The following is a 14,352-nucleotide window of genomic DNA, read 5'->3' as shown; positions in this document are numbered from 1 at the left end:
CCCGCGCGGGCGTCAGGTCTCGACGAAAGCGCGTTCGAGGACGTAGTCGCCGGGGCTGGCGAGAGAGCCCTCCACATAGCCGCGGCTTTCGAGCAGGGTCTTCAGGTCCGCCAGCACCGAGGGGCCGCCGCAGAGCATCAGCCGGTCCACCGCCGGATCGATGGGCGGCAGGCCCAGGTCCTCGAAGATCTTGCCCGATGCGATCAGGTCGGTGATGCGGCCCTGGGTCTTGAACGGCTCGCGCGTGACGGTGGGGTAGTAGATCAGCTTGTCGCCGATCACCTCGCTCAGGATCTCATCCTGGGCCAGCTCCTGCTCGAAGAGCTCCCGATAGTTCAGGTCGGCCACGTTGCGCACGGTGTGGGTGACGATCACCTGCTCGAAGCGCTCATAGACCTCCGGGTCGCGGGCCAGGGACAGCCAGGGGGCGAGCCCCGTGCCGGTGCCGAGCATGTAGAGCCGCTTGCCGGGCTTCAGCCCGTCCAGCACCAGGGTGCCCGTCGGCTTGCGCCCGATCAGCACCTGATCGCCCACCTGGATCCTCTGCAGGCGCGAGGTCAGCGGGCCGTCCTGGACCTTGATGGAGTAGAACTCCAGCTCGTCATGCCAGGCCGGCGAGGCGATGGAATAGGCGCGCACCAGCGGCTTGCCGTCCACCTCCAGGCCCACCATCACGAACTGGCCGCTGGTGAAGCGGAAGCTCGGATCGCGTGTCGTGCGGAACGAGAACAGCTCGTCGGTCCAATGCTGAACCCAGGTGACGGTCTCGTAGAAGAAGGCGCCGGCCTTCTTGGCCGGTGCGGCCACGGTGATCGCTTCGGTCATGATGCGTCTTTAGCTGATATGGGCGTCCGGTGTCGCCGCGTCATTCCGTATGGCGCAGCAGCGGTTCGTTTCCCTGTCGAATGTCAAATATCCCCGCCGACGCTGGGGACGGCGCCGGGGGCGCGGGCGACATGGATGCCGCACTCGGTCTTGTCCTGGCCCGCCCAGCGGCCGGCGCGAACGTCCTCGCCTTCCTCCACCGGCTTCGTGCAGGGCCAGCAGCCGATGGACGGAAAGCCCTGGGCCACCAGCGGATGGGCCGGCAGGTCGTGCTCGGCCATGTAGGCGTCGAGGTCGGCCTTGCCCCAGTTGGCCATCGGATTGAACTTCACATGGCGTTCGGCGTGCTCCACCACCGGCAGGCTCAGCCGGTCGCCGCCATGGAAGCGCTTGCGGCCGGTGATCCAGGCGTCGAACTCGGAAAGGGCGCGATCCAGCGGCAGCACCTTGCGCACGTGGCAGCAGGCGTCGGTGTCGGTCTGCCAGAGCTTGGCCTGGGGATCGGCCACCGCCAGGTCGTTATAGGCCGGCCGAAGGTCGCGGACGTCGGTCAGGCCGAGCTGCGCCGCCAGGTTCTTCCGGTAGTCGAGGGTCTGGCCAAACAGCATGCCGGTGTCGAGGAACAGCACCGGGATGTCCGGCTTGATCTGGGCGGCCAGGTGCAGAAGCACCGCCGACTCCGCGCCGAACGAGGAAACGAGGGCGAGCTTGTCGCCGAAAGCCTCGACGGCGCATTCCAGGACCGTGCGCGGATGGGCGTGGCGGAGCTCGGCGTCCAGGCGTGCGGCGAGCGAGGGGCGTTCGATCTGGTCGAAGGCCATGGCGCTTACTCCCGTTCCTCGAAGGCCGGCCGGCGCGCATCGGCGGCGCGCTGGTAGACATGGCGGTGACGGCCGGCGGCGGCGGCCCACTGCTCCGGCGTCGACCCGTCGGCGGGCTCGAAGGCGTCGAAGCCGACCCGGACCATGAAGGGCGCCTGCATCCGCAGCACGTCGCCCACGGCGCGGATCTCGCCCTTGAACCCATAGCGTTCGCGCAGCAGGCGCGCGGCGGTGTAGCCGCGGCCGTCGCTGAACTTCGGGAAGGCGACGGCCACCACGGAGAGGCGCGGCAGGTCGTAGGCCAGCGCCTCGACCTCCTCGTCCGGCTCCAACCGCACCCCGACCGAACGCCCCTCGGAGAGCAGGCGCTCGCCGTCGGTCTGGAAGCGGTTGAGCGAGATGATCAGGTCGCCGCGCACCAGGTCCTCGTCGTCGCCGACGTGGGTGAACGGATCCTCGGCCAGGACGAACCGGCCTTCGGAGAGCTTAATGCGCGTCGGCATAGACGGCCTCCTTGAACGGAGCGGCGCCGGTGCGGCGGAAGGTGTCGAGGAAGCGCTCCCCGCCCTGGCGTTCCCGCAGATAGACGTCCACCAGGGTGTCGATGGCGCCGGCCACGCGGTTGGCCGGCAGGGCGGGGCCGAGGATCGAACCCACCGCCGCATCCTCCGCGCCGGAGCCGCCCAGGGTGAGCTGGTAGAACTCCTCGCCCTTCTTATCGACGCCCAGGATGCCGATGTGGCCGACGTGGTGATGGCCGCAGGCGTTGATGCAGCCGGAGATCTTGATCTTCAGCTCGCCGATCTCCTCGGCGCGGTCCTGGTCCTCGAACTTGCGGGCGATGTCCTGGGCGATGGGGATCGCCCGGGCGTTGGCGAGCGCGCAGTAGTCCAGACCGGGGCAGGCGATGATGTCTGAGATCAGGTTGACGTTCGGGGTCGCCAGCCCTGCCGCCTTCAGCCCGGCATAGACCGCCGGCAGGTCGTCCAGCTTCACGTGCGGCAGGACGAGGTTCTGTTCGTGGGTGACGCGGATGTCGTCCTGGCCGTAGCGCTCGGCAAGGTCGGCCACCGCCTCCATCTGCTCGGAGGTGGCGTCGCCCGGGGTCTCGCCGATGGCCTTCAGGGAGATCTCGACGATCGAATAGCCGGCGCGCTTGTGCTCGCGCAGATTGTTGCGCGCCCAGCGGGCGAAGGCCGGATCGGCGGCCTTGGCCTCCTCGAAGATCTCCGAGCGGTTGACCAGGGTGTCGAAGGCCTTGGGCGCGAAGGCGCCGCGGATGCGGGCGATCTCGGTGTCGGGCACGTCGGCCGCGGTCCCGATCTTCTCCCACTCAGCCTCGACCTGGCGGGCGAACTCCTCGGCGCCGAGCGCGGCCACCAGGATCTTGATCCGCGCCTTGAACTTGTTGTCCCGCCGGCCGTGGCGGTTATAGACCCGCAGGATCGCCTCCAGGTACGAGAACAGCCGGTTGGCCGGCAGGAACTCGCGGATGGTCGGGCCCACATAGGGCGTCCGGCCAAGGCCGCCGCCGACGATCACCTCGAAGCCCAGCTGCCCGTCGCGGGCGCGGCGCATCATCAGGCCGATGTCGTGCACCTTGGCGGCCGTCCGGTCCTTGGCCGAGGCGGTGATGGCGATCTTGAACTTGCGCGGCAGGAACGAGAATTCCGGGTGCAGGCTGGACCACTGGCGGATCGCCTCGGACCACACCCGCGGATCGTCCACCTCCTCGGCGGTCGCGCCGGCGTAGGGATCGGCCGTGGTGTTGCGGATGCAGTTCCCGCTGGTCTGGATGGCGTGCATGTCCACGCTGGCCAGCTCGTCCAGGATCGCCGGCGCGTCGGCCAGCTTGATCCAGTGGAACTGTAGGTTGGTGCGCGTGGTGAAGTGGCCGTAGCCCTTGTCGTACTTGCGGCCGATCTCCGCCAGCTTGCGCATCTGGCGCGAGTCGAGCGAGCCGTAGGGAATGGCGATCCGCAGCATGTAGGCGTGCAGCTGCAGATAAAGCCCGTTCATCAGCCGCAGCGGCTTGAACTGGTCCTCGGTGATCTCGCCGGCCAGGCGCCGGGTCACCTGTTCGCGGAACTCGGCCGAACGGTCGGCGAGAAACGCCTTGTCGAGGGTGTCGTACCTGTACATCGCCCTCTTCCCTTACTTGCGCTTGATCAGATTGACGCGGCCGCTGGAGCGCGCCGCGCCGGAGGCGTGCTGCAGCGCCTCGATGTCGGCGCCGCCGGCGGCCTGCTTGCCGTGGTGCAGGTGGTTGGTCGGCCCCAGCGCCCGCAGCCGCTCGCGATAGCTGACCGGCGCCCAGAGACCGTCGCTTTCGGCCAGGTCGATCAGATAGGGGTCGACCACCACCGTCTGCTGGCTCTTGGCGTGGGCCTCGGCGGCCTCGCCGGTCGCTTGATCGACGAAGAACTCGGCCTCGGCGAAGCGTTCGACCCAGGCGCCCTGCTTCCAGAAGACGGCCTCGCCGTCCGCCAATCGGTTCGCCGTCAGAGCTTTCATCGCCGCTCGCCCCGGCGCAAGCCGGGTTCCTTGCTGGAGGTTGATCCGATTTCGGCGCTCACGCCCTGGCCGGTCGGCACGGCCAGCGCCATCGCTTCGCCCACCATCAGCAGGGCCGGACCCTTGAGCGCCGCGGCGGCCTCGGCAAGGCCGGAAAGGGTCGTGAGGATCCGGCGCTCGTCGGCGCGGCTGGCGTTCTCCACGATCAGGGCCGGCGTCGCGGCGGCGCGGCCGGCCTCCATCAGCCGCGCGGCGATCCCCGCCGCGGTGGAGAGGCCCATATAGATGACGACCGTCTGGTTGGGCCTGGCCAGGCTCGCCCAGTCCAGGCCCGGCTCGGCGCCGGCGGCCGCGTGGCCGGTGACGAAGGTGACCGCCTGGGCTGCGCCACGGTGCGTCAACGGCGCGCCCGCATTGGCGCCGGCCGCCAGCGCCGCCGTGACGCCCGGGACCACGATGCATTCGACGCCGGCCTCACGGCAGGCTTCCAGCTCCTCGCCGCCGCGGCCGAAGACGAAGGGGTCGCCGCCCTTCAGACGCACCACGTTCAGGCCTTCGCGCGCGAAAGCGACCAGCATCCGGTCGATCTCGCCCTGCGCGTAGGAATGGCGCGACTTGCGCTTGGCCACGGAGATCCGCCGCGCGCCGGCGGGCGCCAGGGCCAGGATCTCCTCGGACACCAGGCCGTCGTGCACCACCACCTCGGCGCCTTGCAGGGCCTTCAGAGCCTTGAGCGTCAGGAGGTCGGGGTCGCCGGGGCCCGCGCCCACCAGCCAGACCTTGCCCGGCGTCCGCGCCGGCCGGCCGCCCAGCGCCACCAGATGGTCCTTCGGTTTTCCGGGACGATGGGGCATGGGCTTTAGGTTCTCTAAACGCTAAACTTCAAAATCGGAGCGGGACGGGCTTTCGCCCGCCCCGCGGTTCATCCGCCGACGAAAAGGGCCGATACATCTGCGGACGCTTGCAAATTGGTCGGCCGGGCCCCAATTCGCAACCCAAGGACTTCTGCCGGGGGTGTCAGGAAAACTAGCATGGAGCGAACCGCCGAGCGCCGCAGGCTGCCGCCGCTGAACGCCCTGCGCGCCTTCGAGGCCGCCGCGCGGCACCTGAACTTCTCCCGCGCGGCCGACGAGCTGTCGGTGACGCCGGGCGCGGTCAGCCAGCAGATCCAGAACCTGGAGGACTATGTCGGCGCGGCCCTCTTCAAGCGCACGCCCAAGGGCCTGTTGCTGACCGACGCGGCCCAGACGGCGCTGCCGGCCCTGCGCGAGGCCTTCGACCGCCTGGCCGAGGCCGCCTCCATGCTGACGGCCGCCGTGGACGGCCGGCGCCTGACGCTGACCGCCGCCCCCTCCTTCGCCGCCAAGTGGCTGGTGCCCCGCCTGGGGCGGTTCGAGCAGGCCCATCCGCAGGTGGACGTCTGGCTCTCCGCCGGCCTGGAGCTGGTGGACCTGACCGCCGGCGAGGTGGACGTGGCCATCCGCTACGGCGCCGGGCGCTATCCGGGTCTGGAGGTCCGGCGCCTGATCGGCGAGACGGTGATCCCGGTGCTGAGCCCTGAGCTCCACGCGACCACCCCGCTCGACGACCCGGCGGACCTCGCCAACCACATCCTGCTGCACGACGGCTCGCCGGAGCCGGACGATTCATGCCCCGACTGGACCATGTGGCTGGCCGCCCGCGGCCTGCGCAACATCGACGGGGCGCGCGGCCCGCGGTTCAACCAGTCGAGCCTGGTGATCGAGGCCGCCGTCAACGGGCGCGGCGTGGCGCTGGCCAAGCGCACCCTGGCCCAGGCCGACCTGGAGGCCGGCCGGCTGATCGCGCCCCTGCAGATCGCGACCGCCGTCGACTTCGCCTATTACGTGGTCCACCCCAAGGCCAAGGGCCGCCTGCCGCAGGTCAAGGCCTTCATCAACTGGATCGCCGCCGAGGCGGAGGCGCACGAAGCGGCGCTGCTGGCCCTGGACAACGGCGCCGGGATTTAGTCCTAGAGGCGCATGAACCTCATCGTCGACGATCGGCCCCTCCCCGCCGACTGCGAGACCATGGCCGACGTCCGCAAGGGCGTGGACGCCCTGGACCGCGCCCTGGTCCAGCTGCTGGCCGAACGCCAGCGCTATATGGACGCCGCCGCCCGCATCAAGCAGGACCGCGCCACCGTGCTCGACCGCGCCCGCATCGAGGACGTGGTAGCCAAGGTGAAGGCTTCGGCCGTCCAGGCCGGCCTCTCCGAAGCCATAGCCGAGCCGGTCTGGCGCACCCTGATCGACCGCTGCATCGCCTATGAGTTCGGCGTCTGGGATCAGCTGCGCGGCGTGCGCAGCGACTGAAGCGCCCGCTCGTGCACATAGGCGGCGATGTCCGACAGCGCCGCGTCCAGCGCATCGCGCACGCCGTCGAGGGTGGGGTCGCCGCCGCCCTCGGCCCGCTCGCAGGCCTCGCCCAGCGAAAAGGCCCCGATGCCGCGGGCCGCGCCCTTGATGGTGTGGGCCGCATCGCGCCAGCCGTCGCGCCCCGGGTCCAGCAGGCCCGACCACAGCACCGCCTGTTCGCGGAACAGGCCCAGCACCTCGTCGATCACCTGGGCGTCGCCGGCGGCGAAGCGCTCCAGATAGGCAAAGTCGACCGCCCCCGTCAGATCCCGCCTCGCCACGAAAATATCGCCCCCTCGCCTATTGCCTTCGACGCCGCTTTGAGTATGTTCCGCGCCCTCGCCGCCAGACGCGCAAGCGCCCGGAGCCGGGACGGGTGTATAGCTCAGTTGGTAGAGCAGCTGACTCTTAATCAGCGGGTCCAAGGTTCGAATCCTTGTACACCCACCACGCTTTCCGAAAAGATGATCAGTAGGCGGAGCGGGCGCGGCTAACGCACGACGCCGTCCGAGTTCAACCGCTTTGGGCTCGCCCGGGGCGCAGCGACTGCCGCCCACACAAGTTCGCAGACCCAGGCCTTCTTGCCGCAGCCCCTGCATGGCTTGGTCAGCTTGCCGGCGATCTCGGTGTGGAGGGTGTCGCCATCTCCTGTTCCGGCGCTGCGCAATTTGGCAAGCACCGCCTGAACCGGCGCTTGCGTCGTCCTGCGGCAACCGGTGCAGCGAAACCTGAACGCCACACTGTCAGCCCACAGGATGCTCCTCAGGGGAATTCCGGAAGCCTCCCGCTCGTCGGTGAACACCATGGAGCAGGCTCGCGGGTGGTGGCAGGCCATCATCCTCTTGATAGCCGTCATGGGCACCCCACCCAATCCGTTCTTCACCAAGCCCTCAAGATCCAGGCTCATGCGCCGCCGGCACTCTCGCGTATGGCATAGACCACGAACGCCCTGCTGACGCGCGAAGTAGCCAGCGACACTGGAGTCGGGTTCGACGAGGCCGTGCATGAGCCGCCATCCAGGGGGCAAGGCGGCAGGAGCAGGACGCTGGACCATGTGGCTGGAACATAACGGGAACAATCATCATCTTGCGACTCCGCCCCGGTTGCAGGACGTAGAGTTGCAGCAAGCCGGTTTCAGACCTTGGCGCCCCAAGAAATTCAAGGACGACTAACCCCTTCCCCTCCGCCCCGCCGGCCCCTAACCTCGCCGCAACAACGACAAGACCGCCGCTCCAGGGGGAGGAACCCACCGTCATGGCCGCGACAGACGGCGCCGCTGCGCCGGGGGCTCGCACGCCCCTCTATTCGGAGAGCTACAAGCAGACGGTGCTGTGGCTGCTGGTGCTGGCCTACACCTTCAACTTCATCGACCGCACGATCATCTCCACTATCGGCCAGGCGATCAAAGTCGACCTGAAGCTGACCGATACGGAGCTGGGCCTGCTGGGCGGCCTGGCCTTCGCCCTGCTCTACACCACGCTCGGCATTCCCATCGCCCGGCTGGCGGAGCGGAAGAACCGGGTCAACATCATCTCCATCGCCATCGTGGTCTGGTCGGGCTTCACCGCGCTCTGCGGCCTGGCGCAGAACTTCCTGCAGCTGCTGCTGTTCCGGGTGGGCGTGGGCGTGGGCGAGGCGGGGCTGTCGCCGCCGGCCCACAGCCTGATCAGCGACTATTACGAGCCCAAGAGGCGGGCCAGCGCGCTCTCCATCTATTCCTTCGGCATCCCGCTCGGCACCATGTTCGGCGCCGTGGCCGGCGGCTGGATCGCCCAGAACATCGACTGGCGGGCGGCCTTCGTGCTGGTCGGCCTGCCGGGCATCATCGTCGCCATCCTGCTGAAGATATTCGTCAAGGAGCCGCCGCGCGGCTATTCCGACCGGCTGGCGGCCGAGACCGGGGGCCTGGCCGACGCCGCGGTGCTGGAGGGCGACGAGACCGCGCCGGCCGTGCACGATCCCCTGGCGGGCAAGCCGCCCTCCATCGCCGCGGTGGCCAAGCGGATCTTCGGGCGCTGGGGCTTCTTCCACATGGTGGCGGGCATCACGCTGGCCTCCTTCGCCGCCTATGGCACGGGCCAGTACCAGGCGCCCTACTTCATCCGCATGTTCGGGCTGGACCTGGCGACGGTCGGCCTGATCTTCGGCGTGGTGGGCGGCATTGCGGCGGGCGCCGGCACCCTGCTGGGCGGCTTCCTCACCGACTTCGCGGCCAAGCGCTCGGGCCGCTGGTACGCGCTGGTGCCGGCGATCGGCCTCCTGGTGGCCGCCCCGCTCTACATCCTCGTCTATACGCGCGAGAACTGGCAGCTGGCCGCGGGCCTGCTGCTGCTGCCCGGCATCTTCCACTACACCTATCTCGGCCCGACCTTCGGGGTGATCCAGAACGCGGTCTCCCTGCGCATGCGGGCCACGGCCACGGCGCTCCTGTTCTTCGTACTCAACCTGATCGCGCTGGGCTTCGGCCCGCCCTTCTGCGGCTGGTGCATCGACATGCTGAGCCAGGCGAAGTTCGCCGCGACGGGCCTGGGGAACTTCTTCGAGCTCTGCCCTGGCGGCATCGGCTTGGAAGGCGCCGGCGCCGCAGTGGACGCGGCCTGCAAGGCGGCCATGGCCGCGGGCACCCGCGAAGGCATCGTGCTGAACCTCCTGATCTACGCCTGGGCCGGCCTGCACTACCTGCTGGCCGCCATCACCCTGCCCAAGGACATGGCCGACGCCATCGCCCAGACCCAGGCGGAGGCGGCTGCGGGCGCCTAAAGCTCCTTTACGGCCCGCCAGCCACGGCGCCGACCACGGCCATGGTCAGCTCGTCCAGGTCCACCCGACCCTGGATGGTGACGCCGTCCTCGTCGTCGGGCTCGAAGCTCAGGGCCCGTTCGCCGAGTTCCGACTGCCGGCGAAGCTCCGCCAGGATCGCTTCGCGGACTTGTTCCTCCAGGTCCATTGCGGCTCCTCCCAGAGCGCGTTCCGCAAAAGTGGAATCCGGTTTTGCGATCAGAACGCGCTCAAAGTTTTTGAATTGAGAGCACGATGCGGTCAGACGGTTCCGTCTGACCGCATCGTGCTCTTGGGCGTGGAACACTGACGGCGCGAATTGGTTCGCTTGGAGGGCTTCGGCCGGCGCCCCTTGAGTTCCGGCCGGCTCGCTTCTATCCTCTACGCCCCCGGACGCCTGCGCCCGCGGCCGGTAAAGAACTCCTCAAGGGCGCCACGAGTCCTCACCTGCTATGGAAAAAGTCCCGATGACCGCCGAGGGCTATCAAGCCCTCGACGAAGAACTGAAGCGTTTGAAGACCGTGGAGCGGCCCGCCGTGATCGCCGCTATCGCGGAGGCGCGTTCGCACGGCGACCTCTCCGAAAACGCCGAGTACCACGCGGCCAAGGAACGCCAGGGCTGGATCGAAGGCCAGATCGCCGACATCGAAGACAAAATGGCCCGCGCCCAGGTGATCGACGTATCCAAGCTTTCGGGCTCGCAGGTGAAGTTCGGCGCCACCGTCTCCGTGGTCGACGAGGACACCGAGGAGGAGGCCCGCTACCAGATCGTCGGCGAGCACGAGGCCGACGTGAAGTCGGGCAAGATCTCCATCCAGTCGCCCCTGGCCCGCGCCATGATCGGCAAGGAGATCGGCGACGTCGTGGAGGTGAATACCCCCGGCGGCGGCAAGGCCTACGAAATCCTCAAGGTCGAGTGGGTCTGAGGACCCTGAAGCCACGCGGCCGACCGCTCGTCGTCTGGGCGGTGTCGGACGGCCGCGCCGGCATCGAGGCCCAGGCGCTGGGCCTGGCCGAGGCGGTCGCCCGCCGGCGCCCGGCCGAGGTCGTGGTCAAGCGCGTCGCCTGGAAGGGCCGCACCGGTCGCCTGCCCTGGTGGCTGAACCTCGCGCCTCGCCGCAGCCTGGCCCCCGAGAGCGGGATCGAACCGCCCTGGCCCGATCTGTGGATCGCCGCCGGCCGCGCCACCCTGCCGCTTTCCATGCGCATGCGCCGCTGGTCGAAGGGCCAGACCTTCGTGGTCCAGGCCCAGGATCCGCGCACGCCCGTGGGCTTCTACGACCTGGTCGTGCCGCCCAAGCACGACCGCCTGGCCGGCGACAACGTCTTTCCCATCGTCGGCTCGCCTGGCCGCGTGACGCGCGAGCGGCTCGAGCAGGACTTCGCCCGCTTCCGAGCGGCCATCGACCCCCTGCCCCGCCCGCGGGTTGCGGTGGTGATCGGCGGCAAGTCCAAGGCTCACGACCTCTCCTCCGAGCGCGCCGCGGCCATGGCCCGCGAGATCGAGGTTCCCGTGGTGCAGGAAGGCGGCTCGATCCTCGTCTCCTTCACCCGCCGCACGCCCGAACCCGCCCGGGCGCTGATGACCGCGCGTCTGCGCCACCTGCCGGGCCTGATCTGGGATGGTGAGGGCGAGAACCCCTATTTCGCCTTCCTGGCGGCCGCCGACTACATCCTGGTGACCGAGGACTCCACCAACCTCGCCACTGACGCAGCCTCTACCGGCAAGCCGGTCTTCGTCATGAAGATGGACGGCGAGTCCATGAAGCTGCGCCGCTTCCACGAGGATCTGGAAAGCCTGGGCGCGGCCCGCCCGTTCGGCGGCGCCTTCCACAGCTGGGCCTACGAACCCCTGGCCGAGACCGACCGCGCCGCGGAGGAGATCCTGCGCCGCTACGATGAGGTCTACGGCGGGGCGCCTGCGCGCTAGCGCCGCGGTTCCAAAAGCCGCGCTTTCGGCGTCCCATAGGTCAAATGATTCTCCGACCGCGGATTCTGTTCGTCGCAGACGCCGGCCCGGAGGTGGGCGGGGGGCACGTGATGCGGTCCCTGACGCTGGCCCGGGCGCTGGTGGCGCGCGGCGCCGACTGCGTGTTCCTGGCGAGCCCCGCGGTGGCCGCGGTGCTCGACGTCTTCGGGCCCGACATGCCGCGCGAGCCGGCCACGGCGCTCGATCCCGACCACATCGCCGACGCCGCCACTGGCGTGGATTTCGACGCGGTGGTCTTCGACCACTACGGACTTTCGCGCCCCGACCACGAGGAGATCGCCCACGGCCGCCCCACATTGGTGATCGACGACCTGGCCGATCGGCCGCTGGCCGCCGACCTGGTGCTCGACGCCGGCCCCGCCCGATCGGAGGCCGACTACGCGATGTTCGCGCAGGACGCGCGCCTGCTGCTGGGGCCGGCCTACGCCCCCGTCCGGCCGGAGTTCGCCGACCTGCGGGAGGAGGCGCTGGCCCGCCGCGGCGGCTCGGTCAATCGGGTGCTGGTGGCGCTTGGCCTCACAGATGTGGGCGGGATCACCGCCAGGGTGGTGGAACGGCTGCGCCGCCGCGACGGCCATCTGGTGCTGGACGTGGTGCTGGGATCGGCCGCGCCCAGCCTGCCCGCGCTGCGCCGCATCGCCGCCCACGACCCTCGCCTCGTCCTCCACGTCGACACCCAGGAGATGGCGCGCCTCACCCTCCAGGCCGACGCCGGCGTGGGCGCGGCCGGCTCGACCACCTGGGAGCGCTGCACCCTGGCCCTGCCGTCCCTGGTCCTGGTCCTGGCGGAGAACCAGCGTCCCGCCGCCCTTGCGCTCGCCGCCCGTGAGGCGGCTCTGGTGGTGGACGCCCAGGCCGACGACTTCGCCGCCGCCTTCGACCGGGCGGCCGTGCGCCTGCTCTCCGACGCCGCCTGCCGCGCCCGCCTTTCGGCCGCCTGCGCCGAGGTCTGTGACGGCCAGGGCGCTGGCCGCGCCGCCGAGGCGCTGCTGGAGACGCTCGCCCTGCGACAGGCTGGCGCACGCCCCGCCCCTCAACCTTAACGGACTGTTCGCACCCTTGGCCGAACTTCATTCTTCGGATTGGGGGGAGCGGCGATTCCACGCTCCCGATTGGGCGTGATGCGAGAGCTGCGCGAGATTCGCGGTCTGAAGTTCCCCGACGAATTCGTCGTGCGGCACTTCTTCAAGCGCGGGCTTCAGGATCGGGCGGGCCGGGTGCTGGAGCTCGGTTGCGGGACCGGCAACAACCTGGCGCTCTACGCCGCCTACGGCTGGTCGCTCACCGGCGTGGACTACGACGCCGGCGCGCTCTCCAACGCCCGCTGGAATCTTGGCGAGGCGGCCGAGCTGATCCAGGCCGACCTGTCCCAGGGCCTGCCGCCGCTCACAGGCCCCTTTCAGGCGCTGATCGTCCCGAACCTGCTCTGCTACCTGACCCGCGACCAGGCGACCGCCTGCCTGACCGCCTTGCGCGCGCACCTGGCGCCCGGCTGCGAGGTCTTCGTGCGAACCCGGCTGGTGGACGACTACCGCTACGGCCGCGGCCAGCCGATCGAGCCCGACGGCTTCCGCCTCGCCACGCCCGAGACCGGCGAGGCCGGGCTCTTCAACCGCTTCTACACCCAGGCCGGCCTCGTCGAGCTGCTCTCCGGGACCCTGGCGCTTTCCGACCGCTGCGAGCTCGCCGTGCGGTTCGACAATCTGCAGTCGGGCGTCCGCGTGCCCGGCAATTCCGATCTCGTGGTCTGGGGGACGACGCCATGAGCGCCGGCAAGGTGAGGATCGTCGGCGGCGGGCTGACCGGCGTGCTGGCGGCCTTCGAAGCCCACCGCCTGGGCTGCCGCGACATCGAGCTTCATGAGCGCTTCGACCGGCTGGGCGGCGTGGCCCTGCCGCGCGCCGCCCACGGGCTGGAGCTGCGCGAAGGCTGCATCTATTTCGGCCCGCCCGGGGATCCCATGCGGGTGCTGTTCGAAGGCCACGGCCTGGCCTTCGAGGACTTCGAGAACCGCTTCGGCTCGGTCAGCCCCGCCCCCGGCGACGACCTGACCTTCGTGCGCGACTTCGGCGGGCCGGCCCTGCCCACCCGCACGCTCGCCCTGGGCGAGGGGATCGGCGAGACCCTGACCGACCGCCTGCGCGCCTATCCGAAAGAGATCGCCGAGCCGCTGCGCCGCTACTGCCAGTGGCACCTGGGAACCTGGCTCGACGAGGTGCACGAGAGCGCCGCGATTCCCATGGCCATCAACCGCGTCTATCCGCTGGGGCCGCCGGCCGCCGAAATCGCCGCCCTCAAGCGCAGCGACCCGCTGCACGACGAGCTCTACGCCATCCCCCGCGCGCTCTGGGGCCGGCTCAACAATCTCACCGCCAGCCTGCCGCAGGACGGCTTCTCCGCCTTCTTCGAGCGCTGCCGCCGCAAGCTGGAGGGCCTGGGGGTCAAGGTGTTCGACACCGCACTCGTCTCGCCGCGCCAGGCGCTGGCGGCGCGGGAGCCGGGGGAGACCCTGGTCTGGGCCGCAAATCCGATGCCGCTCTTCAAGGCCGTCGGCCTGGAGGCCCCCAAGCTCGTCAAGAAGAGCTTCGCCACCTACGTCTTCAAGGCGCGTTACGGCGGCCATCTGCCGTTCTACGCCCAGAACTTCACCGCCCGCGGCTCGGTCTTCCGCGTCTATCTCTACGAGAGCCGGGGCGAGACCCTTCTGCTGGCCGAGTGCGTCGCCGAATGCGGCGACGCCGAGCTGCGCCGGGAAATCCACCGCCTGATGTCCGGCTTCGCCGGCGCCGGCCTCAGCATCGGCGAACAGGTGGGCCAGAACCTCGCGCCGCGCTGGATCTACCAGTCGGTGGAGGCCATGCGCGGCCTCAAGACCCTGCGCGCCTCTCTGGCGCGGTCCATGGGCGCGGCCTTCGTGCCCGGCGCCTGGGAGCCCTACGCCAAGGCCGAGAAGTTCGCCGAGGTGAACGCCGGCCTCGCCGCGGCCCTGCAGAGCGCGCCGGCCGCCGCCACGGCCGCCTGAAGGTGGGCGAGGCGCGCCGCACTGCGG

At 69.9% G+C, this 14,352-nt stretch carries 17 protein-coding genes and 1 tRNA gene; 9 read left to right on the top strand and 9 right to left on the bottom strand.

Annotated elements, in window-relative coordinates:
- Positions 1 to 12: 12 nt before the first annotated feature.
- The 6 genes from ACK41C_RS10940 to cobA all read right to left on the bottom strand — a co-directional run bounded on the left by ACK41C_RS10940 (position 13) and on the right by cobA (position 5,014).
- A complete protein-coding gene (locus ACK41C_RS10940) occupies positions 13 to 825 on the bottom strand; it encodes a ferredoxin--NADP reductase (RefSeq protein ID WP_409653731.1) in 813 nt (270 codons plus the stop codon).
- 83 nt (positions 826 to 908) lie between these two features.
- Positions 909 to 1,646, bottom strand: a complete 738-nt coding sequence (locus tag ACK41C_RS10935) for a phosphoadenylyl-sulfate reductase (RefSeq protein WP_409653728.1) — start codon at positions 1,644 to 1,646, stop codon at positions 909 to 911.
- A 5-nt stretch (positions 1,647 to 1,651) separates the two neighbouring features.
- On the bottom strand, positions 1,652 to 2,149 hold the full coding sequence (locus tag ACK41C_RS10930; protein ID WP_409653725.1) for a DUF934 domain-containing protein: 498 nt from the start codon (positions 2,147 to 2,149) through the stop codon (positions 1,652 to 1,654).
- Positions 2,133 to 3,788 carry a nitrite/sulfite reductase gene (locus tag ACK41C_RS10925; protein WP_409653723.1) on the bottom strand — a complete coding sequence of 552 codons (1,656 nt, stop codon included), beginning with the start codon at positions 3,786 to 3,788 and terminating at the stop codon, positions 2,133 to 2,135. Before ACK41C_RS10925 ends, ACK41C_RS10930 begins: the two co-directional genes overlap by 17 nt.
- A 12-nt stretch (positions 3,789 to 3,800) precedes the next feature.
- Positions 3,801 to 4,160, bottom strand: a complete 360-nt coding sequence (locus tag ACK41C_RS10920; RefSeq protein WP_409653720.1) for a DUF2849 domain-containing protein — start codon at positions 4,158 to 4,160, stop codon at positions 3,801 to 3,803.
- Positions 4,157 to 5,014 (bottom strand): uroporphyrinogen-III C-methyltransferase, encoded by an 858-nt coding sequence (cobA, locus tag ACK41C_RS10915; protein WP_409653717.1) that lies wholly within the window; start codon positions 5,012 to 5,014, stop codon positions 4,157 to 4,159. Before cobA ends, ACK41C_RS10920 begins: the two co-directional genes overlap by 4 nt.
- A 177-nt stretch (positions 5,015 to 5,191) precedes the next feature.
- Here cobA and gcvA point away from each other — a divergent pair, with 177 nt between their 5' ends.
- Together gcvA and ACK41C_RS10905 are read left to right on the top strand one after the other, a co-directional pair.
- Complete coding sequence (gene gcvA, locus ACK41C_RS10910; protein ID WP_409653715.1) at positions 5,192 to 6,148, top strand: transcriptional regulator GcvA; 957 nt, start codon at positions 5,192 to 5,194, stop codon at positions 6,146 to 6,148.
- 12 nt (positions 6,149 to 6,160) lie between these two features.
- Positions 6,161 to 6,493 carry a chorismate mutase gene (locus ACK41C_RS10905; RefSeq protein ID WP_409653712.1) on the top strand — a complete coding sequence of 111 codons (333 nt, stop codon included), beginning with the start codon at positions 6,161 to 6,163 and terminating at the stop codon, positions 6,491 to 6,493.
- Here ACK41C_RS10905 and ACK41C_RS10900 read toward each other — a convergent pair.
- Positions 6,466 to 6,816 carry an Hpt domain-containing protein gene (locus tag ACK41C_RS10900; RefSeq protein WP_409653710.1) on the bottom strand — a complete coding sequence of 117 codons (351 nt, stop codon included), beginning with the start codon at positions 6,814 to 6,816 and terminating at the stop codon, positions 6,466 to 6,468. The genes ACK41C_RS10905 and ACK41C_RS10900 overlap by 28 nt on opposite strands.
- 93 nt (positions 6,817 to 6,909) lie before the next feature.
- Between ACK41C_RS10900 and ACK41C_RS10895 the strand changes: the two genes are divergently transcribed.
- Positions 6,910 to 6,985 (top strand) — tRNA-Lys (locus tag ACK41C_RS10895).
- 40 nt (positions 6,986 to 7,025) lie between these two features.
- Here the strand turns inward: ACK41C_RS10895 and ACK41C_RS10890 are convergent.
- Entirely contained in the window at positions 7,026 to 7,442 is a 417-nt protein-coding gene (locus ACK41C_RS10890) for a hypothetical protein (RefSeq protein ID WP_409653707.1), read from the bottom strand.
- Between the two features lie 347 nt (positions 7,443 to 7,789).
- Between ACK41C_RS10890 and ACK41C_RS10885 the strand changes: the two genes are divergently transcribed.
- On the top strand, positions 7,790 to 9,295 hold the full coding sequence (locus ACK41C_RS10885; protein WP_409653705.1) for a spinster family MFS transporter: 1,506 nt from the start codon (positions 7,790 to 7,792) through the stop codon (positions 9,293 to 9,295).
- A 7-nt stretch (positions 9,296 to 9,302) separates the two neighbouring features.
- On the opposite strand, the gene ACK41C_RS10880 is transcribed toward ACK41C_RS10885, so the two are convergent.
- Positions 9,303 to 9,482 (bottom strand): hypothetical protein, encoded by a 180-nt coding sequence (locus ACK41C_RS10880; RefSeq protein WP_409653702.1) that lies wholly within the window; start codon positions 9,480 to 9,482, stop codon positions 9,303 to 9,305.
- 283 nt (positions 9,483 to 9,765) lie between these two features.
- Here ACK41C_RS10880 and greA point away from each other — a divergent pair, with 283 nt between their 5' ends.
- From greA to ACK41C_RS10855, 5 genes are all read left to right on the top strand, one after another.
- On the top strand, positions 9,766 to 10,239 hold the full coding sequence (greA, locus tag ACK41C_RS10875; RefSeq protein WP_409653700.1) for a transcription elongation factor GreA: 474 nt from the start codon (positions 9,766 to 9,768) through the stop codon (positions 10,237 to 10,239).
- Positions 10,230 to 11,243: a mitochondrial fission ELM1 family protein gene (locus ACK41C_RS10870; protein WP_409653697.1), complete on the top strand. Its 1,014-nt coding sequence runs from the start codon at positions 10,230 to 10,232 to the stop codon at positions 11,241 to 11,243. The genes greA and ACK41C_RS10870 overlap by 10 nt, the downstream gene beginning before the upstream one ends.
- Before the next feature lie 44 nt (positions 11,244 to 11,287).
- The gene (pseG, locus tag ACK41C_RS10865) at positions 11,288 to 12,346 is read left to right on the top strand and encodes a UDP-2,4-diacetamido-2,4,6-trideoxy-beta-L-altropyranose hydrolase (RefSeq protein ID WP_409653695.1); all 1,059 of its coding nucleotides are present in this window, start codon (positions 11,288 to 11,290) and stop codon (positions 12,344 to 12,346) included.
- 78 nt (positions 12,347 to 12,424) lie between these two features.
- Positions 12,425 to 13,069: a class I SAM-dependent methyltransferase gene (locus tag ACK41C_RS10860; protein ID WP_409653692.1), complete on the top strand. Its 645-nt coding sequence runs from the start codon at positions 12,425 to 12,427 to the stop codon at positions 13,067 to 13,069.
- Positions 13,066 to 14,325, top strand: a complete 1,260-nt coding sequence (locus tag ACK41C_RS10855; RefSeq protein ID WP_409653689.1) for an NAD(P)-binding protein — start codon at positions 13,066 to 13,068, stop codon at positions 14,323 to 14,325. The genes ACK41C_RS10860 and ACK41C_RS10855 overlap by 4 nt, the downstream gene beginning before the upstream one ends.
- Positions 14,326 to 14,352: the final 27 nt, after the last annotated feature.

It is taken from the genome of Phenylobacterium sp. (assembly GCF_046290725.1).
Taxonomy (GTDB): Bacteria; Pseudomonadota; Alphaproteobacteria; order Caulobacterales; family Caulobacteraceae; genus Phenylobacterium.
This window is presented reverse-complemented; position numbering and strand designations above follow the sequence as displayed.